This window comes from Pseudomonas sp. N-1-13 (genome assembly GCF_057787095.1).
Map to the genome: position 1 here is coordinate 2,453,979 of NZ_JBYNRI010000001.1, position 18,568 is coordinate 2,472,546.

Here is an 18,568-nt window from a genome sequence, read left to right on the forward strand (position 1 = left end):
ACCGTTACTGGCGATTGCGACGGGCGCTACGGCCAGCCAGCAACAGGAGAAGGAACAACACAATGGCGCCAGGGATCAGCCAGAGCAGCGAGGGTTTACGCCAGGCATCCAGCCCTTTGGGTTCTTCACGGCCGAGCAACCGACTGCCGCTGGGGTCCTTGCTGTCGATGATCGTCACCGCGCCGCTGTCGCCGAGAATCGCCACATCGCCACGGGTCAGCACAATCGGCTGGGCGAAGTCGGGCGCTTGGCTGCCCAAGGTCCGATACACCAGGCCATGCTGTCCCGAGGCTTGCACCACTTGTAGCGAAGCCAGTTGGTTGAGAGGCTGCACATCCAGCAGCAAGTGATCTTCATGGTTGATGCGCAGACGTCCCTGTTCATCGACCAGGACCGATTCCTTGCTGTCCTCAAGCGGCAACTCGAACGCCAGGAAGGCTTTGTCCGGGCTGACCACGGCTTTGGGATCGGCGCTGACGTTCAACTGCGCGCGCAACGGTGAAACACCGGCGGCATCGGCCACCGAGATCACCCGGGCCAGACTGGCGGCCGGTTGGTCGAGGTATGCCTGGGGAACGAGGATCTGGGTCGCCACGGCGAAGCGCGCGGCCATGCCGGAGAAACCGTCGTCCAGGGCGATTTTTTCCAGCACGATATGGCTGCTCGGCAGCACCGCTACCGGGAAGGCCTGGGGTGTTTCCAGGCAGCGATCGCTGACAGGCTGGCGCTGGAACGAGACGCGCAATACGTTTTTTGAACCCAGGGCATAGCTGGGGATATGGGCCTGGATGCGTTGTGACTGACCATCGGTGGTCAACTGCTGGGCCCCGATCAGGAAATCGTTGAAAAACAGCGAGGCCACGGGCGGGGTGTGTGAAGCCCCCGGTGCCGCGGATAGATCCACCACGGCCGTTACCGGCAAGCGACCGTCATACGCCACGCTGCCCAAGGGGAACGAAGTGCTCCAGTCGAATCGGGAGGCCACGTCATAGGTGCCAGGTGCGCCGCCCAGTCGCGACAGGGCCACGCGGCCATCGTTGCTCAAAGGCGTTTGCGCTTGGCTGACGGTCAACTGACGGCTGCGCGCCAGTTTGTTCCACGCTGAACCAAGCAGCGACAGGGCTTTGCCGGTGGCGTGCGGGGCGATCATCAGGACCGGGCGAGTACCCAGCAGCGCCAGGCGCACATCGTCCGGACCGGCGCCTGCCGTGGCTGCGTTGACGTGTTGTGCGCGCCATTGGGTCAATGCACTGGCCGCCGTTAGGTCGACGCTTTGGACCTGACTCTGCAACGCATCCAGGGACTGATTGATGGCCTGGAGCAATTGCGGGTCGTTGATGGCCAGATCGGCCTGTACATTCGGGGTTTGCCCCAGCATCAGCAGCGCGCCGATCTCTGCCGGGTTGGCCAGGCGATGCTGGCCCTTCGCGTTGAGGCTGGCGAAGGCCGGGAGGCTCAACAGTTCGGCCGGGATGCGCAGAGCGCTCAAATCCACACTGTCTTGTACGGCAGGGAACGGCAGGATGCGGCTGTGCTTGCCCATTCGCTCCAGGGCCACGCCCAATCGCCAGGCCGCGTCATAGCTGTCGGCGGACAACGAACCGGGTGCAACCAGGATCCCGGGTTGAGCAGGCAATGCCGTCCAGGCGGCACCGACATCCTGCAGTTGGCTGGCGTCGTAGCTGTAGTTCAGGCGTGTGTCGGGCTGGATGCGCAGCACGTTGCCGATGACTCGGTCGTCTTCGCACAACGGCCGGGAGACCACCGAAGACCAGGCAATGCCCAGCCGCACCAGGCCGTTGTCGCGCGCAGCCTTGTCGACGCCCAGTGTGGCGCTGGCACTGCCCTGAGGTTCGCTGAGTCCTTCGGCGCGCACCGGATAGCCATCGAGCGACAGCAGCAGGGTGTTGCGGCCCCCTTCGCCATTGAGATAGCTGGCGTCCAGTTGCAGGGTCGCCTCATTGAGGGTAACCCCGGCCGGCACTGGCAAATACAGTTCCCGTCGGGAATCGCTGGCGCCCAGCAGGATCGGCGCACTGATGCCCAGGTCGCTCAAGCGGACTTCGCGCTCCTGGCGGGTATCGGCGTTGAGCCGATGGATTGCCTGGGTAAGCGGGCTATCGGCAGCCAAGGCAAAGGTTGGCATGAGCGCAAGCAGGCTCAGGCCACAGGCAAGGGCGCTGAGCGCACCCGTAGAGATGGCAACGGAAGGCTTCATTCAGGTAAATCTCGATTCTGATAAGGGGGAGCAGCGATTAGGAGGCGAGCAACTGGCGTGGCGCGTACATCGGTGGGTGAGCCCAGCCTTGGGGCAATTGCGACTGGCCCACGAGAAATTCGTCCATCGGGCGCCCCATCAGGGTATCGACGATGCGCTGGCTGGCCTTGCCATCACCATAGGGGTTGGCTGCCTGAGACGCGCGGCGCCACAAGGCCTTGTCGTCGAACAGTGCGTCCACGCCGGCAATGATCGAGGTCGGGGAGGTGCCGACCAGACGCACCGTACCCGCAGCTACGGCTTCGGGGCGTTCGGTGACGTCGCGCATCACCAGCACCGGTTTGCCCAGGGACGGCGCTTCTTCCTGCACACCACCGGAGTCCGTGAGGATGACGTGGGCGTGTTGCATCAGGCGCACGAACGCCAGGTAATCCAGGGGCTTGATCAGGTGCACGTTGAGCAGGTCACCCAGTTGTTCCGTCACCGGGCCCAGTACGCTGGGATTGAGGTGCACCGGGTAGACGATCTGGATGTCGGGACGCTGGGCCAAGTGACGCAAGGCCTTGCAGATGTCCAGGAAGCCTTCGCCAAAGTTCTCCCGGCGGTGGCCGGTGACCAGCAGCAGCTTGCGTCCGGTTTGCAGGAACGGGAACTGTTGGTCCAGTGTTTGTCGCAGTTGTGCATCCTGCTCGATGCGCCGGGCGGTCATCTGCAACGCATCGATGACGGTATTGCCGGTCACCAGGCAGCGGCCCTGCAGACGTTCGTCCAGCAGGTTATCGCGAGATTGTGCGGTGGGGGCAAACAGCAGGTCGGCGCTGAGGTCGATGCAACGACGGTTCATTTCTTCCGGCCATGGGCTGTAGATATCGCCGGTGCGCAGCCCGGCTTCCACATGGCCCACGGGAATGCGTCGATGAAAGGAGGCCATCGAAGCCACCATGGCCGAGGTGGTGTCGCCATGGACCAGCACCCGATCCGGCCGGGTCTGTTCCAGTACCGGGTCGATCGCGCCGTACAACGCAGCCGTCAGCGAGTTGAGCGTCTGGTGCGGCGTCATCACGTTGAGGGTGAAATGCGCCTTGAGATCGAACAGGTCCAGCACCTGCTCAAGCATGCTCTGATGCTGGCCGGTGACACAGATCAGCGACTCAATGCCCGGTTCGGCGGCGAGGGCCTTGACCAAAGGTGCCATCTTGATGGCTTCCGGACGGGTACCGAAGATCGAAAGAATCCTGATCCGTGACTGATGAGTAGCGATGACGCCCTTCCTCGCGCAGTTTGCTGCGCTGCACAGCCGTTCGCCCAAGCGCGATCATGCGTTTGAGTAAACAAGCAAGTTGAATTAAGTGGGATCCAATATCAGGCAGGCGCGTTACGCACGCGGAAAGTTGCGTAATGGCCTATTGCAGTTTGGAGCGGCGAAGTAATAACACCAAAGAACACGGGCGCAAAGTTTTATTTGAAAGGTATTTTGTTGTTTTGATTAAGAAGGGTTGAGGGGAGGTTGGAAAGTTGCGCTCTTATTCTCAAATAAAAATCGTGTAAGATTTTGAATTATAAGGTTTTTTCGTGATTTATTGAGTGCTGGAAAGGGCGTCTTGATCACGCCAGGTCTATCGAGGTCTTATTTCTGGCGCCGCTTTATATAAAGGTGCCTGGATGTTTGTCATTGAAATGACGCCTGTTTGTTGTCGAGGTTGGAAGTTCTATCGAGTTGGCGGGTTGCCGGTGAAGTGCGGAAGTTAAATAAGGTTCAATTTTATTATTGGATTTTCAGATCGGCGGAGTTGAACAGTTTTGTGTGGCGCTAGTTCATAAATAAAGTTGTCTGTTGATAAATAAAAAAACGCACTCGGGCACGGGGTCGAACAGGAAAAAGACCGGATAAGCCGGCCCACACGCTTATCCGATAATCGCACGCTTTGTGTGGGCCTCCCGCCAAGGTGATTGACCGAACTAACCGGTTGGTACATTTTAGGCGCAACACCTCTTGCTCAGCTTGACCAAGACCATAATAAAAAATTGAGGAACCCCCATGCGTACCCGTCTGCAAGCGCTCAGCCCCTATCCCTCGCTTCGTTGCTCCGGCCCCGGAACAACGCTCAGTCGCTGTGTCCTGACCCGATAGCTCCCCGCCCATCGTTGCGGTCCTATCGCGCCGGTTGCGAGATGCCGGTGCTCGACAAGTCCGGGAGGTCTTCAAGATGACAAAGGTCGTCGATCTGTATTTCAAACTGCTCAAACTGCTGATTGTGCTGTGCATGGTCGCAATGATCGTGCTGGTGTTCGGCAATGTGGTGCTGCGTTATGCCTTCAACTCAGGCATCAGCGTCTCGGAGGAACTGTCGCGCTGGTTCTTCGTCTGGATGATTTTTCTCGGCGCCTTGGTGGCGCTCAAGGACCGTGCCCATCTGGGGCTCGACAGTCTGGTCAAACGCCTGCCTCCGGCCGGCAAGCGCCTCTGCCTGGTCATCGGGCACCTGATGATGTTGTACATCTGCTGGCTGATCTTCAGCGGCAGCTGGCAGCAGGCGGTCATCAACCTGGATGTGGTCGCGCCGGCCTCGGGTTTGTCGATGGCCGTGTTCTACGCTGCCGGCCTGGTGTTCGGCGCCAGCGCCGCCGCCATCCTGGTCTATGAGCTCTACCTGGCGCTGTTCGGCAAGCTCAGGGATGACGAAATGGTCATGGTCAAGGACAACGACGCCGCCGAAGTGATCGCCCATAACCCCATCAAGAGTACCCGCCCATGACACTGGTTATTTTCCTCGGGTCATTGATAGGCAGCATGGCGCTGGGCATTCCCATTGCCTTTGCCTTGCTGGTGGTCAGTGTGGCGTTGATGTTTTATCTGGATCTGTTTGACGCACAAATCATCGCCCAGAACCTGCTTAACGGTGCCGACAGTTTTCCGTTGATGGCTGTGCCGTTCTTCATGCTGGCCGGCGAAGTGATGAACTCCGGCGGCCTGTCCAAACGCATCGTCAACATCGCCATGGCGCTGGTGGGACACAAGCGTGGCGGCCTGGGTTACGTGGCGATCATCGCGTCCTGCCTGTTGGCATCGCTTTCGGGGTCGGCGGTGGCCGACGCGGCGGCGCTGGCGGCCTTGCTGGTGCCGATGATGGTGCTGGCGGGGCACAACCGGGCGCGTTCGGCCGGCTTGATTGCCGCCGGAGGCATCATTGCCCCGGTCATTCCGCCGAGCATTGGCTTCATTGTGTTTGGCGTGGCGTCCGGGGTATCGATTTCCAAGCTGTTTTTGGCCGGGATCGTGCCGGGTCTGATGCTCGGTGTCGCCCTGGCCATCGCCTGGTGGTTCATCTCCCGCAGCGAGCATGTGCAGACACCACCCAAGCGCTCGCGGGCCGAAGTGATGCGGGCCCTGGTCGAGGGCAGTTGGGCCATGGGCCTGCCGCTGATCATCATCCTGGGTCTCAAGTTCGGCATTTTCACCCCGACGGAAGCGGCGGTGGTGGCAGCGGTCTATTCGTTGTTTGTGTCCTTGGTCATCTACCGGGAAATGAAAGTCAGCCAGCTGTACGAAGTGATCCTGTCCTCGGCCAAGACCACCTCGGTGGTGATGCTCCTGGTGGCGGCGGCCATGGTGTCCTCGTGGCTGGTGACCATTGCCGACTTGCCGGGCCAGTTGGCGGCAGTGCTCGAACCGTTCATGGACAGCCCGACCTTGCTCCTGGTGGTGATCATGCTGTTGATCATCATGGTCGGTACGGTCATGGACATGACGCCAACCATCCTCATCCTCACCCCGGTGCTGATGCCAGCGGTGACCCAGGCGGGTATCGATCCGGTTTATTTCGGCGTGCTGTTTCTCATCAACACTGCCATCGGCCTGATTACGCCACCGGTGGGTACCGTGCTCAATGTGGTGAGCGGGGTTTCGAAACTCAATATCGAAGAGATCGTTCGTGGCGTGTGGCCGTTCCTGCTCGCGCAACTGGCGGTGCTGTTCCTTCTGGTCCTGTTTCCGCAACTGGTTCTGGGACCTTTGAAATTCTTCACCGGTTGACGCCGGTGCAAGCGGTAGTAGCTCGACTTCTAAAACAATAATGATCGGAGAGTGACATGGGACAACTGATGAAAACCTTGCTGGCCGGGGCATGTGCAACGGGGCTGCTGCTGGGCAGCGTGGTCAGCCACGCGGACGAGATCCGCGAGCGTACCCTGCGATTTGCGTTCCAGAACGTCAAGGAGCACCCCCAAGGGCAGGGCGCACAGAAGTTCGCCGACCTGCTGAGCGAGAAGAGCGGCGGCAAGCTCAAGGTCCGTCTGTTCCCCGGTGGAACCCTGGGTGGTGACGTGCAGACGGTCTCGGCCCTGCAGGGCGGTACGCTGGACATCACCGTGCTCAACTCCGGCATCCTCGCCGCCCAGGCAGCGGATTTCGCGATGCTCGATTTCCCCTTCCTGTTCAACAACGCCGAAGAAGCCCACGCGGTGATCGACGGGCCGGTCGGCCAGAAACTGGCGGCGCAATTGGACAGCAAAGGGCTAGTTGGCCTGGGCTACTGGGACCTGGGTTTCCGCAACCTGACCAACAGCAAGCATCCAGTGGCCAAGCTTGAAGACATGCAGGGCTTGAAGATTCGCGTGATCCAGTCACCGATCTACCTGGAAACCTTTACCGCCCTGGGCGCTAACCCGGTGCCGATGGCGTTTCCCGAGGTCTACACTGGCCTTGAGCAGCACACCATCGACGGCCAGGAGAACCCCTTCACGGTGATTGAGGGCAACAAGTTCTTCGAGGTGCAGAAGTACCTGTCGGTGACCGGCCACATCTTCAATCCCCAGTCGCTGATCATCAGTCAGAAAACCTGGAGCCGTCTGAATGAGGATGAAAAAAACCTGATCCGCCAGGCCGCCGCCGAGGCGCAGAAGTACCAGCGGGAAGTCACCGCTGCGAGCATGGACAAGGCCAAAGCAACACTGGCCGGTGCGATGACCGTGAACGAGATCACCCCGGCCGAGAAAGATCGCTTTCGCGAGCGTGTGCAACCGGTGATCGACAAGTTCGCCAAGTCCCTGGATGCCAATCTGGTGAAGATGATGTACGACGAAATTGCCAAGGTACGCGCCGCGCAGTGAGCTGAGCGACACAAAGGCTGATCAAAGGGCGCCGGGGCAATCCCGGCGCCTTTTTTTTCTTTGCGATTCAGGCTTTTCCCAGCCGTGATGCCGGTCCCCTGAGGGCTCGCACACGGGCCATTTTCCCAGCCGGGGAACGCTTGAACGGCCGCAATGTCCCAGACTGGCTCATAAGCTTGTTAAGATACATGCGCACACATCTCGTTTTTACCATAGGAACAGCGGGGCTTATCAGACCATGCGCGCCCAAGCGCGCGGATAACAAAAGGAGGTTCTCGTGGGAAAAAACCCTGTAGACGATCTATCAGGACAACCCCAGTCAACCGGCACAGAGGGGATACCAGCCCCCAGCGGCAAAGCCAATCTCATCGACACCGACTACGTGATCGGGCAAGACAATATCCGAGGTCAGTTCTCTTTCTCTCTGGATATCCACGGCAAAGTTTTCATCATCTCCGCGGCGACCATTCTGCTGTTCGTCATCGTGACACTTGCACTGCAGAATGAAGTCGAACCGCTTTTCAGCGCCATGCGCAGTTGGTTGACCAAGCATCTGGCCTGGTTCTTCATGAGCGTGGCCAACATCTTCGTAGTGCTGTGTCTGGCGCTGATCGTCTCGCCCTTGGGCAAGGTTCGATTGGGCGGTCAGGATGCCACGCCGGACCACACCTATGTGGGCTGGTTCTCCATGTTGTTCGCCGCTGGGATGGGCATCGGCCTGATGTTCTACGGCGTGGCAGAACCCATGTCCCATTACGCTGCCGCCATGGGCGGTGTCACACTCGACGCCAGCGGGGCGCGTACCGACTGGGCGCCTCTGGGCGGTGCGGCGGGCGATATGAAAGCCTCCGCCGACCTGGCCATGGCCGCGACCATTTTCCACTGGGGTCTGCACCCTTGGGCCATCTACGCCATTGTCGCGTTGTCCCTGGCCCTGTTCTCCTTCAACAAAGGCTTGCCGCTGTCGATACGCTCGATCTTCTACCCGCTGCTGGGTGAGCGCGTCTGGGGATGGCCCGGCCATATCATCGACATCCTGGCGGTATTCGCCACCCTGTTCGGGCTGGCGACTTCGCTGGGCATCGGTGCCGAGCAGGCCGCTGCGGGGATTGAACACCTGTTTGGCATTCAATCGACCAGCGTGAGCAAAGTCGTGCTGATCATCGGCATCACCCTGATTGCCCTGTGGTCGGTGCTCGCCGGGTTGGAGAAGGGCGTCAAGCTGCTCTCCGAAATCAACATGGGCCTGGCCCTGTTGTTGCTTTTGTTCATTATCGTGGTGGGACCAACCCTGGCGATCCTCACCGGCTTCTTCAAGAATCTGGTGACCTACGCCGAGTACCTGCCGGCGTTGTCCAACCCCTTCGGTCGCACAGACACTGAATTCACCCAAGGCTGGACGGCGTTCTACTGGGCCTGGTGGATCAGCTGGTCGCCGTTTGTGGGGATGTTCATTGCCCGCGTCAGTCGCGGCCGTACCGTTCGCGAGTTCCTGATCTCGGTGCTGTTGGTGCCTTCGCTGGTGTCGGTATTGTGGATGACCACCTTTGGCGGGACAGCCATCGACCAGGCCACCCTCCAGGGGCTGAGTGGGGTCAAGGATGCGGTGTTGGAGCTCAAGCTGTTTGCCATGCTCGAAGGGCTTCCGCTCAAGGAGATCACGTCACTGCTCGGTATCGTGCTGGTGATCGTGTTTTTCATCACCTCTTCGGATTCCGGTTCGCTGGTCATCGACACCATCACCGCTGGCGGCAAGGTCGATGCGCCCGTTCCACAGCGGGTGTTCTGGGCCATCATCGAAGGTGTGATCGCTATTGCGCTGTTGTTGGGCGGCGGTTTGATCGCGTTGCAAGCCATGGCGGTTTCCACCGGCTTACCGTTTGCCATTGTCCTGCTGCTGGGCTGTATTTCCCTGGTCAAGGGATTGATGTCGGAACCGCGCACCTGACCTTTTAATCCCACAGCTGGCCGATAGGGACGGACGGGCTGTAGTGAGTGGCTATTTGCGCTTGCAACAGCTCGGCCGTCGCCAGGGCATCGGTCAAGGCATGATGGGCGTGATAGGGCGGCAGGTGGTAGCGCAAGCGACTGTCCGCTAACCGGATGGACTCGGGTGGACGGCGTAACAGCCGGTCCAGCCAACGCCGCTGACCGCGCACCTGCCGCGCTTCCAGCTGCATCGTGTCAATCACCGGAAATTGCAGGCCCTCCCCAAGGTGATTGCGTAACGCCTGATCCAGGAAGTTGCGTTCGATGGCCCGGTAATGCACCACCATGATCTTCCCCGCCATGGCTTCCAGCACTTTCTCCATGACGTCCGGCAATCGGGGAGCATGACGGATGTCGGAGTGTGTGATGTGGTGAAACGTCACCGACTCATGACTGAGCTGCGAGGGCTTGATCACCCAGTACAGGGCTTCGCCGCAGCGTATGCGCCTAAGGGTGAACGGCAGCAGGCCGATGCTGACGATACTGTCAGTGCGTGCGTTCAGGCCGGTGGTTTCAAGGTCCATGGCCAGCAGTTCCACCTGCTCCAGCGCAGTCCCGGCGTCGATGACACCCTGTTGGTAGAAGCGTTGCAGCAGCGGGTGCCGGGCTTGCTGTTCCAGACGTTTGAAACGTGCCGCCCAATCCAGCGTTTCTTGCCCCTTCGGATTGTTCATCGGGATGGCCGAGCGTGACCGGGGTAGCGGAATCGCAGGAATTTCTGCGCATTGCTCAATACCTGAAACGCTTCCTTGAGGTTGTGCCGCTCGGTGGTGGAAAAGCGCTCCGGTTCGATGTAGTTATCCGGTTTCTGGCCCTGTTCGATGGCGTCGACCTGGTGTCGGATGCGCACCATCGACAGGAACTCCAAGGCGTAGCGTAGATGCTCAATGGCCTGCGGTTGCACGAGCTGTGTGGTGCTGATGGCTTCGAGACGATCAAAGGAATTCTGCGCCGTGGTCCCGCAGGCCAGGGCGTGGATACGGATCAGATCGGTCAATGGCGCCGTGCCACGGCCCTTGAGGTTGATGATCTGTTTTTGCTTGCCGTCGGTTTCCATCACGAAGGTGCGAAAGAAACCCAAGGGGGGCGTGCGGTTCAAGGCATTCCGGGCCATCGCCGCCAGGAAGGCGGGGGTCACCCTGGATTTTTCAGCGCAGAGCACCTTGAGTTCGTTGACCATTTCCAGTTGCCCATAGACCCCGTCCAGGTCAAAGAAGATGCAACTGTTGAGCAGGGTGGCAGCATTGGGCTTCTCGATCCACTGGCTGAAATACTCGCGCCATACTCGCAACGGCTGACGCCATTGCGCGTTGGTGGCCATGATGCCGCCCTTGCAGTAGCTGTAGCCGCACTCTGCCAGGCCGTCGCTGACGAAGGTGGCCAGGCTTTTGAAGTATTCGTCGTGCAGGGCCGGGTCGAAACGATCATCCAGCACCAGGGCGTTGTCCTGGTCGGTTACCAGCAGTTGCTCGTCCCGCGCCATCGATCCCAGCACCATGAAACAGTACGGAACCGGCGGCGGCCCCAGTTCCCGCTCGGCCAATTCGAGCAACCGCTGGGTGAAGGCGCGGCCAATGCCCGAGATGGCGCTGCCGATCATGTGAGCCGTCGCACCGTCGCGCACCATGCGAATGTAGGTGCCGCGCAGATCCCGCAACAACGAGCGCAAGCCCTCGACAGAGGTCTGGTTGGAGATGCTGTTGACCAGGTACAGGCTGCTCTGGGACTCGTGCCGGATGATGTCCGACAGGTTGATCAACCCCAGCGTGCGTCCCTTGTGCACCACCGGTAGGTGGTGGATGTTGCTGCGAAGCATGCACAACATGGCTTCGAACAACGAGTCATCGGCCTGGATGACCACCGGATCGGTCGACATCACTTCACCGATGCAGGTATCGCCGCTGCGGTTGGCGGCCACTACCCGGGTGCGCAGGTCGCGGTCGGTGACGATGCCGAGCATTTTTTCCGGGTGATGCCCGGCAGGTTCCAGGACGACGACGCAGGAAACGCTTTCCTGGGACATCAACCGTGCTGCTTCGTGAACGCTGGTGTGCGGGGTGACCCAGACCAGGTCCCGGGAAATCAGCGCGCGGGATTTCAATTGGATCAGTTCGCTGGCGCGGCCTTGGGCCTCGACGGCGGATTTGAGCCTGGAGTGTCCTTCGGCCTCGACAAAGTCGGCGAAGCTGTCATGTTGCTCGCACAGCTGGGCAAACACATCCGCCGGGATGAAGTAGATCAGGCTGTCTTCAAGGGCCCGTGCCGGAAAACGCACCTTGTTGCTGCGCAGCAGGCTGGCCTGACCAAAGATGTCGCCTTCCACCAGCCTATTGTACAACTGGCCGTTGCGCCGGTAGATCTCGACTGCGCCACTGCGCACATAATGCAGGTCGTGGACGATGGAGCCGGCCTCGAGAATATCGCTGCCGGCCTTGAAGTAGCTGACTTCGACGCGCTGCGCTATGGCCTCCAGGGTTTGCTGGGGCAGGGCATCGAAAGGGGGAAAACGATGCAGGTGCTCGCTGATTTCCAGTAACTCGATCTGCATGGAACCTCGTGGCTGATCAATTGAGAGACCAACATGCCAGTTCCAGGGGCCGCACACAAACCCTGGGTGAGTGAGTCGTGTGCGGCGCAGGCATTGTCACTGTTGCTGGGGCACCGCCAGCCACTGGCTGATGACCTTCTGGTAGCTGCCATTTGCCTTGCTCAGGTGCAGCCACTGATCGACGTACATTTTCCAGGTGATGTCGTCCCGTGGCAGCAGGTAGGCCTTCTCGCCATACTGCAAGTAGCGGCTGGGGTTGACGGCGCAAAGACCGGGTTTGAGTTTCTGCTGATAGAGCGCTTCCGAGGCATCGGTGATCATCACGTCGGCCCGCTTGTCCAGCAGCTCCTGGAAGATGGTCACGTTGTCGTGGAACTTGAGTTGCCCTTTGGGCAGGAACGCCCGGACGAAAGCTTCGTTGGTGCCGCCGGCCGGTTCCACCAGGCGCACCGAAGGCTGGTTGAGCTGCTCGATGGTCTGGTAGCGCGCCTGGTCCTCGCAACGCACCAGCGGGATTTTGCCATCCACATCCAGGGTGGTGCTGAAGTTGGCTTTTTTCTGACGCTCCAGGGTCACGGAAATCCCGCCCATGCCGATATCGCATTTACCGGCGACCATGTCCGGCATCAGGGTTTTCCAGCTGGTCTGCACCCATTGAACCTTGACCCCTAGGCTGGCGGCCAGCGAACGGGCCATGTCAATGTCGATCCCCTCGTATTCACCTGTTTCGGCTTTGTAGGTGTAAGGCTTGTAGTCGCCCGTCGTACACACTTTCAGCTCGCCGCGTTGCAGGACCTGATCAAGGTGCGAAGGGGCTGGCTCGGCAAGGGCGCTGCCGCAGAACGCCAGCAGGCCACAGAACGTCATCGTGTTTGTTATGTTTTTCATAGGGACTGCACGTCTCGCAAGGGAGGGGACAAGAAGGGCAGTGTAGTGAAAAGGTTGGCGGGCTGTCATTGGCGCCTCAAACTTCGCAGGTGTGCTGCCTTCGCCTCTGTCATCATGGGCGATGGCAGACTTGGGTCAGGGGAGAAACACGTTTCGGATGGACGCATCAGTCGTCAGAATTACGCTTATGTTGATGGTCCCAGGGATCCTGTCGGTCTTTGGGGTTGCGTTCGTCTGCGCCTGGTTTATCGACAAAAAACGCGACTATCTGCTGCTCCTGGCTGGTGGCTGTGGCCTGTTCGCGTGTGGCGCCACGTCGCAGCTTTTCGGCTGGCCTCCCGGGGTCGGGCCCAATGCCATTGTGTCCGGCGCGCTGTATACCTCGGCGGTCCTGGCAGTGGCCGAAGGCGTTTTGCTGCGCTCGCAAAAACGCCTCGGCTGGCGGCTGGACGTGGCCGTGGTATGCGTCATTTCCCTGGCACTGGGCTGGTTCTTTTATATCGACCGCAACCTGCTTGCGCGCATCTACATCCAGAACTTCGGCTATGGTGCGATTTTGCTTGTGGCGGCGGTCAAGCTCAGATCGCTGTTACGCGGGCGACTCGTTGACAAGGCGCTGTTCTGGGTGTTGCTGGTCTTCGCGTTGCATTTCTTTCCGCGGACCCTGTTGACTGTCGGGCTGTCGGTGCCGCTGGACCGGGTCGCTTTCGCCAACTCGGTGTTCTGGCAGGCGCTCCAGTTGTCCCTGGCGGTGCTCGGTATCGGACTTGCCTTTGTGATTCTCGCCGCGGCCATTGCTGACGTGATCGATGACCTGCGTCGCGAACGCGACTTTGACCCGTTGACCGGTGTCTTGAACCGGCGCGGCTTCGAAGAACGGGTGTCGATGCTGCTGATGAAGAGCCCGCGCGGCACGACAGCGCTGGCACTGTGCGATATCGACAACTTCAAGAACATCAACGATAGCCATGGCCATGACGTGGGCGATAACGTCTTGCGCGAAGTTGGCCAACTGCTGCGCACTTCGGCGCGCAAACGGGACATCGTCGGGCGCCTCGGTGGTGAAGAATTCGCTGTGCTCCTGCCGGACACCGATGCCCGGGAAGCTTACGAATGTGCCGAGCGCTTGCGGGCGGCTATCGAGAACGGTACGCCTGTCACGCGCGATACGGTCGGGCCGGTCACCGCGAGTTTCGGTGTCGGCAGTCTAGGCCCCAGGGAAACCTGGCAGGATCTTTACAAGCGCGTAGATACCTTGCTTTACCAGGCGAAGCGAACCGGGCGCAATCGCACGGTGGCCGATGAAGTTCCGGGTCGGATCGAAAGGCCCACCGAGGTTCAGTCATAAGCCGCGAGCGCGAGCCGGGGTTGCTAGCGTGAAATGATCCCGTGATCGATGGCGTATTTCACCAGGGCCGCGGGCTTGTCGATGTTGAGCTTGCGGCGGATGCTCAGGCGATGGGTTTCGACGGTGCGCACGCTGATGTCCAGTTCCCGGGCCATTTCCTTGTTGTTCAGCCCCTGGACCATTTTGTACAACACCTGACTCTCGCGCGGCGTCAGCTCGTTGTCGGTGGTTGGGTCGGTGGCCAGCCGTTGGGCGATCTCGGCACTGTAGAAGGTGCCACCGCTGATGATGGCTTCAATGGCCGCGATGATTTCCCGCGAAGGGGCATTCTTGAGCACGTAGCCACTGGCGCCGCAGCGCACGGACTCACTCACATACTCATAATTGTCGTACATGCTCAGGATGAGGATCTTGAGGTTGGGGTATTGCTTGCCCAGCAGGCGGGTCAGTTCAAGTCCGTTCATGTCCTTGAGGCTGATGTCCATCAGCAACAGGTCCGGTTGGCAGCGCCCGACCATCTCGATGGCCTGTGCACCATTCTCGGCTTCGCCCACCACGTCCAGTTGGGGCATGACGGACAACAGGGCCCTGATGCCATCGCGGACCAGGGAATGATCATCGACCAGCGCGACGCGGATCACAGAGGGCAGGTTCATCGGCAGGTGCTCTTGTCAGGTTGGGCGCGCATCAGCTTTGTGTCGCCATCATGTTCATGGGCAGCAGGATATCGAGCTCGCTTCGTCCCGGCACCGAGGTCATTTCCAGCCGTCCGCCGAAATGCTCGACCCGCTCGCGGATATTGCGCAGGCCGATGCCGGCGTGGCCACGTTCGACCTGCGGTACGTTGAAACCCATCCCGTCGTCCACCACCGTCAGGCGCAAGGACTGGCCGGACCCGAACAGGGTGATGCCGACACTTTTCGCCCCGGCGTGACGCTCGATATTGGTCAAGGCTTCCTGAGCAATGCGAAACAGCGAAACCGGTGCTCCATTTTCCAGGCGGCAATCGAATTCGTTGCTTTTGTACGACACTTCAAGCCCGCTGCGTTGCTGAAATTCGGCCGCGAGCTGGCCGATGGCGGCGGACAGGCCCAGGGTGTCGAGCAGGGAGGAGCGCAAGTCGTGGGAGATGTTGCGGATCTCGCCAATGGCTTCCCCCAGCCGGTCTGTCGCGTTCTTCAGGATGCCCAGGCCGTTTTCCTGCCCTTTTTCGAGGACGTGACTGGCCAGTTCAAACTGGAATTTTATCGACACCAGTAATTGGCTGATGCCGTCGTGCAGCTCGCGTGAAACTCGCGCGCGTTCCTCTTCCTGCAAGCTGACGATGCGCTGGTTCAGTCGTTGCAGCTTTTTGTCGGCCAAGCGATGTTCGCTGACGTTGAGGGTCATGCCGCCGGCAAACACCAGCAGGACCGCCACCAGCGCAATGGCGGCGATGGCCTGCATGGTGGTGTGGATGCCCTGGGCCACTTCAGCGCGGGCTTGCTGGGTGGCGCGCTCGACATCCTCCAGGTAAATCCCGGTCCCGAGCATCCAACCCCAGCGATCCAGCATCACCACATAGGCCAGCTTGTCGGTCACCTGGCCGGAGGAGGGCTTGTTCCAGGCGTAGCGCTGGAAACCTTCGCCGGATTCAGCGCTCTTGAGCAATGCCTGGATCACCGGCAGCCCCTGGGGATCTTTCATGTCCCAGAGGTATTGGCCCACCAGTTCGGACTGCCGGGCATGCATCAGGCTGCGCCCTTGGCGGTCGTAGACGAAGAAATAGCCATTGATGCCAAAACTGAGCTTGCGCAGCTCCTCCAGCACCTGCTGCTGCGCGCGTGCGTCGCCCTGGCCGTTGTTATACAGCGGGGCGATCAGGCTTTGCGCCATTTCGACGTAGTTTTTCAGCTCTGCTCGCTTGCTGGCCAGGATGCTGTCTTCGATCAGTTGCGCCTGTTGATCACCCAACTGGCGATTAAGCGAGATCACCAAGGCGCAGATGACGGCAATCGCCAGGACCAGGGGCAGAATTCCCAAGGCGACGATTTTGTGTTTGAGCAGCATGTGTACTCCTGTCCGGACTCAACGGGGGGAGGCGAATGGTCGGCATCATAACGCTGTGGGAGCAAAGCTTGCTCGCGATCGCGACGGATCAGCCTGGACTGTTGCCAACAGACCCAGCGTTATCGCGAGCAAGCTTTGCTCCCACAGTCGTTAGCCTGCATTGGCTTTGCATGGGCTCACACAGAGGGATTCCACGAGAATCTACGTAGAACTACGTAGATGGCCCGTACGTAGTACTGCGGATTTATTTATTGACGGCTTCCACGGATATTGGGCCGGCTCCGAATAGTCGGGGCACACTATAAAAACAATCGCCGCAATCCACTGGATATCGGCAGGAGACACGCAATGACAACCCGTCTGGTTAAACACCTTGCCTGGTTTGCCGTGGCTGTTCTGGGAGCTTGTGCGTTGAGTGTCGTGGCCTTGCGCCGCGGCGAACCGATCAACGCCCTCTGGATCGTCGTCGCAGCCGTGGCCATCTACCTGGTCGCCTACCGCTACTACAGCCTGTTCATCGCCAATAACGTGATGCAACTCGATGCGCGCCGGGCCACCCCCGCCGTGCTCAACAACGATGGCCTGGACTATGTCCCGACCAACAAACACATCCTGTTCGGCCACCATTTCGCGGCCATTGCCGGTGCGGGGCCGCTGGTCGGGCCGGTACTGGCGGCGCAGATGGGCTACCTGCCCGGTACGCTCTGGCTGATCGCCGGGGTGGTGCTGGCCGGTGCCGTGCAGGACTTCATGGTCCTGTTCCTGTCCACTCGTCGCAACGGTCGCTCCCTGGGCGACATGGTCCGCGAAGAGATGGGCCGCGTTCCCGGCACCATCGCGCTGTTCGGCTGCTTCCTGATCATGATCATCATCCTCGCGGTGCTGGCGCTGATCGTGGTCAAGGCCCTGGCCGAGAGCCCGTGGGGGATCTTCACGGTGATGGCGACCATCCCGATCGCGATGTTCATGGGCATCTACATGCGCTACATCCGCCCGGGCCGCATTGGTGAAATCTCCCTCATCGGCGTGCTGTTGCTGCTGGGTTCGATCTGGCTCGGCGGGCAAGTGGCCGCAGACCCGGTCTGGGCCGAGGCCTTCACCTTCACCGGCGTGCAAATCACCTGGATGCTGATCGGCTACGGTTTTGTTGCCGCGGTGTTGCCGATCTGGCTGATCCTGGCGCCGCGCGACTACCTGTCCACCTTCTTGAAGATCGGCACCATCGTCGCCCTGGCGATCGGCATCCTGGTCACCATGCCCGAGCTGAAAATGCCGGCACTGACCCAGTTCACCGACGGCACGGGCCCGGTGTGGAAGGGCGGATTGTTCCCGTTCCTGTTCATCACCATCGCCTGTGGCGCGGTTTCGGGTTTCCACGCGCTGATCTCTTCGGGCACCACGCCGAAGATGCTCGATAACGAAGTCAACGCCCGCTACATCGGTTACGGCGGCATGCTGATGGAGTCGTTCGTGGCCATCATGGCAATGGTCGCCGCTTCGGTGATCGAGCCGGGCGTGTACTTCGCCATGAACAGCCCGGCGGCGATCGTCGGCGGTGATGTGGTGAGCGTGGCACAGACTGTCAGCAGCTGGGGCTTTGCAATCACCCCCGAAGCGCTGCAGGCGGTGGCCAATGACATCGGCGAGACCACCATCCTGGCCCGTGCCGGCGGTGCGCCGACGCTGGCGGTGGGGATCGCGCAGATCCTGCACTCGGTGTTGCCGGGTGAGAACACCATGGCGTTCTGGTACCACTTCGCAATCCTGTTCGAGGCGCTGTTCATCCTCACGGCGGTAGACGCCGGCACCCGTGCCGGGCGTTTCATGCTGCAGGACCTGCTGGGCTCGTTCGTCCCAGCCCTCAAGCGGACCGAATCCTGGGTTGCCAACCTGATCGCCACCGCCGGCTGTGTGGCGCTGTGGGGCTACCTGTTGTACCAGGGCGTGATCGATCCGCTGGGCGGCATCAACACCTTGTGGCCGCTGTTCGGCATCTCCAACCAGATGCTGGCCGGTATCGCCCTGATGCTCGGCACCGTGGTACTGATCAAGATGAAGCGCCAGCGCTACGTCTGGGTGACCATGCTGCCGGCGGTCTGGCTGCTGATCTGCACCACCACGGCGGGCCTGATCAAGCTGTTCGACGCCAACCCGGCGATCGGCTTCCTGGCCCTGGCGCGCAAATACAACGATGCCCTGGCCGCCGGCCAGATCCTGGCCCCGGCCAAGAGCATCGAGCAGATGCAGCACGTGGTGTACAACGCTTACACCAACGCAACGCTGACGGTGTTGTTCCTGCTGGTGGTCTTCAGCATCCTGTTCTACGCGCTCAAGGTCGGCATCGCTGCCTGGGGTCACAAGGAACGCACGGATAAAGAAGCGCCCTTCCAGGCCGTGCCGGACGCCTGAATCGAGGATT

13 protein-coding genes are annotated in these 18,568 nt (G+C 60.4%); 6 read left to right on the forward strand and 7 right to left on the reverse strand.

Annotated features, from left to right (window positions below; translation table 11 throughout):
• Positions 1-4: 4 nt before the first annotated feature.
• Both AC3I65_RS11180 and wecB read right to left on the reverse strand, forming a co-directional pair.
• Entirely contained in the window at positions 5-2,218 is a 2,214-nt protein-coding gene (locus AC3I65_RS11180) for a hypothetical protein (RefSeq protein ID WP_488523723.1), read from the reverse strand.
• A gap of 37 nt (positions 2,219-2,255) precedes the next feature.
• Positions 2,256-3,413, reverse strand: coding sequence for a non-hydrolyzing UDP-N-acetylglucosamine 2-epimerase (gene wecB / locus AC3I65_RS11185; protein ID WP_439125735.1), 1,158 nt, complete (start codon positions 3,411-3,413; stop codon positions 2,256-2,258).
• 1,012 nt (positions 3,414-4,425) lie between these two features.
• Between wecB and AC3I65_RS11190 the strand changes: the two genes are divergently transcribed.
• From AC3I65_RS11190 to AC3I65_RS11205, 4 genes are all read left to right on the forward strand, one after another.
• On the forward strand, positions 4,426-4,974 hold the full coding sequence (locus AC3I65_RS11190; RefSeq protein ID WP_047229891.1) for a TRAP transporter small permease: 549 nt from the start codon (positions 4,426-4,428) through the stop codon (positions 4,972-4,974).
• Complete coding sequence (locus AC3I65_RS11195) at positions 4,971-6,251, forward strand: TRAP transporter large permease subunit (protein ID WP_047229890.1); 1,281 nt, start codon at positions 4,971-4,973, stop codon at positions 6,249-6,251. The genes AC3I65_RS11190 and AC3I65_RS11195 overlap by 4 nt, the downstream gene beginning before the upstream one ends.
• A gap of 56 nt (positions 6,252-6,307) precedes the next feature.
• Positions 6,308-7,327 carry a TRAP transporter substrate-binding protein gene (locus tag AC3I65_RS11200; protein ID WP_047229889.1) on the forward strand — a complete coding sequence of 340 codons (1,020 nt, stop codon included), beginning with the start codon at positions 6,308-6,310 and terminating at the stop codon, positions 7,325-7,327.
• A gap of 277 nt (positions 7,328-7,604) precedes the next feature.
• Positions 7,605-9,275 carry a BCCT family transporter gene (locus tag AC3I65_RS11205; RefSeq protein WP_281459281.1) on the forward strand — a complete coding sequence of 557 codons (1,671 nt, stop codon included), beginning with the start codon at positions 7,605-7,607 and terminating at the stop codon, positions 9,273-9,275.
• A gap of 4 nt (positions 9,276-9,279) precedes the next feature.
• On the opposite strand, the gene AC3I65_RS11210 is transcribed toward AC3I65_RS11205, so the two are convergent.
• The 3 genes from AC3I65_RS11210 to AC3I65_RS11220 all read right to left on the reverse strand — a co-directional run bounded on the left by AC3I65_RS11210 (position 9,280) and on the right by AC3I65_RS11220 (position 12,752).
• Positions 9,280-9,990: a 3'-5' exonuclease gene (locus tag AC3I65_RS11210; RefSeq protein ID WP_076385105.1), complete on the reverse strand. Its 711-nt coding sequence runs from the start codon at positions 9,988-9,990 to the stop codon at positions 9,280-9,282.
• The gene (locus tag AC3I65_RS11215) at positions 9,987-11,864 is read right to left on the reverse strand and encodes a DUF294 nucleotidyltransferase-like domain-containing protein (RefSeq protein ID WP_076385103.1); all 1,878 of its coding nucleotides are present in this window, start codon (positions 11,862-11,864) and stop codon (positions 9,987-9,989) included. The genes AC3I65_RS11210 and AC3I65_RS11215 overlap by 4 nt, the downstream gene beginning before the upstream one ends.
• A 96-nt stretch (positions 11,865-11,960) precedes the next feature.
• Positions 11,961-12,752 carry a transporter substrate-binding domain-containing protein gene (locus AC3I65_RS11220; protein ID WP_047229885.1) on the reverse strand — a complete coding sequence of 264 codons (792 nt, stop codon included), beginning with the start codon at positions 12,750-12,752 and terminating at the stop codon, positions 11,961-11,963.
• 187 nt (positions 12,753-12,939) lie between these two features.
• Between AC3I65_RS11220 and AC3I65_RS11225 the strand changes: the two genes are divergently transcribed.
• Positions 12,940-14,100, forward strand: coding sequence for a GGDEF domain-containing protein (locus AC3I65_RS11225; protein ID WP_223194468.1), 1,161 nt, complete (start codon positions 12,940-12,942; stop codon positions 14,098-14,100).
• Between the two features lie 23 nt (positions 14,101-14,123).
• Here the strand turns inward: AC3I65_RS11225 and AC3I65_RS11230 are convergent, their stop codons facing one another.
• Both AC3I65_RS11230 and AC3I65_RS11235 read right to left on the reverse strand, forming a co-directional pair.
• Positions 14,124-14,756 carry a response regulator gene (locus tag AC3I65_RS11230; RefSeq protein WP_047229883.1) on the reverse strand — a complete coding sequence of 211 codons (633 nt, stop codon included), beginning with the start codon at positions 14,754-14,756 and terminating at the stop codon, positions 14,124-14,126.
• Positions 14,757-14,787: 31 nt separating this feature from the next.
• Complete coding sequence (locus tag AC3I65_RS11235) at positions 14,788-16,149, reverse strand: cache domain-containing protein (RefSeq protein ID WP_092398613.1); 1,362 nt, start codon at positions 16,147-16,149, stop codon at positions 14,788-14,790.
• A 348-nt stretch (positions 16,150-16,497) separates the two neighbouring features.
• On the opposite strand from AC3I65_RS11235, the gene AC3I65_RS11240 reads away from it, so the two are divergent.
• A complete protein-coding gene (locus AC3I65_RS11240; protein WP_076385097.1) occupies positions 16,498-18,558 on the forward strand; it encodes a carbon starvation CstA family protein in 2,061 nt (686 codons plus the stop codon).
• Positions 18,559-18,568: the final 10 nt, after the last annotated feature.

Coding starts and splice junctions, on each gene's coding strand:
- AC3I65_RS11180 (WP_488523723.1), bottom strand. CDS start 2,218: ATGAAGCCTTCCGTTGCCATCTCTACGGGTGCGCTCAGCGCCCTTGCC.
- wecB (WP_439125735.1), bottom strand. CDS start 3,413: ATGGCACCTTTGGTCAAGGCCCTCGCCGCCGAACCGGGCATTGAGTCG.
- AC3I65_RS11190 (WP_047229891.1), top strand. CDS start 4,426: ATGACAAAGGTCGTCGATCTGTATTTCAAACTGCTCAAACTGCTGATT.
- AC3I65_RS11195 (WP_047229890.1), top strand. CDS start 4,971: ATGACACTGGTTATTTTCCTCGGGTCATTGATAGGCAGCATGGCGCTG.
- AC3I65_RS11200 (WP_047229889.1), top strand. CDS start 6,308: ATGGGACAACTGATGAAAACCTTGCTGGCCGGGGCATGTGCAACGGGG.
- AC3I65_RS11210 (WP_076385105.1), bottom strand. CDS start 9,990: ATGAACAATCCGAAGGGGCAAGAAACGCTGGATTGGGCGGCACGTTTC.
- AC3I65_RS11215 (WP_076385103.1), bottom strand. CDS start 11,864: ATGCAGATCGAGTTACTGGAAATCAGCGAGCACCTGCATCGTTTTCCC.
- AC3I65_RS11220 (WP_047229885.1), bottom strand. CDS start 12,752: ATGAAAAACATAACAAACACGATGACGTTCTGTGGCCTGCTGGCGTTC.
- AC3I65_RS11225 (WP_223194468.1), top strand. CDS start 12,940: ATGTTGATGGTCCCAGGGATCCTGTCGGTCTTTGGGGTTGCGTTCGTC.
- AC3I65_RS11230 (WP_047229883.1), bottom strand. CDS start 14,756: ATGAACCTGCCCTCTGTGATCCGCGTCGCGCTGGTCGATGATCATTCC.
- AC3I65_RS11235 (WP_092398613.1), bottom strand. CDS start 16,149: ATGCTGCTCAAACACAAAATCGTCGCCTTGGGAATTCTGCCCCTGGTC.
- AC3I65_RS11240 (WP_076385097.1), top strand. CDS start 16,498: ATGACAACCCGTCTGGTTAAACACCTTGCCTGGTTTGCCGTGGCTGTT.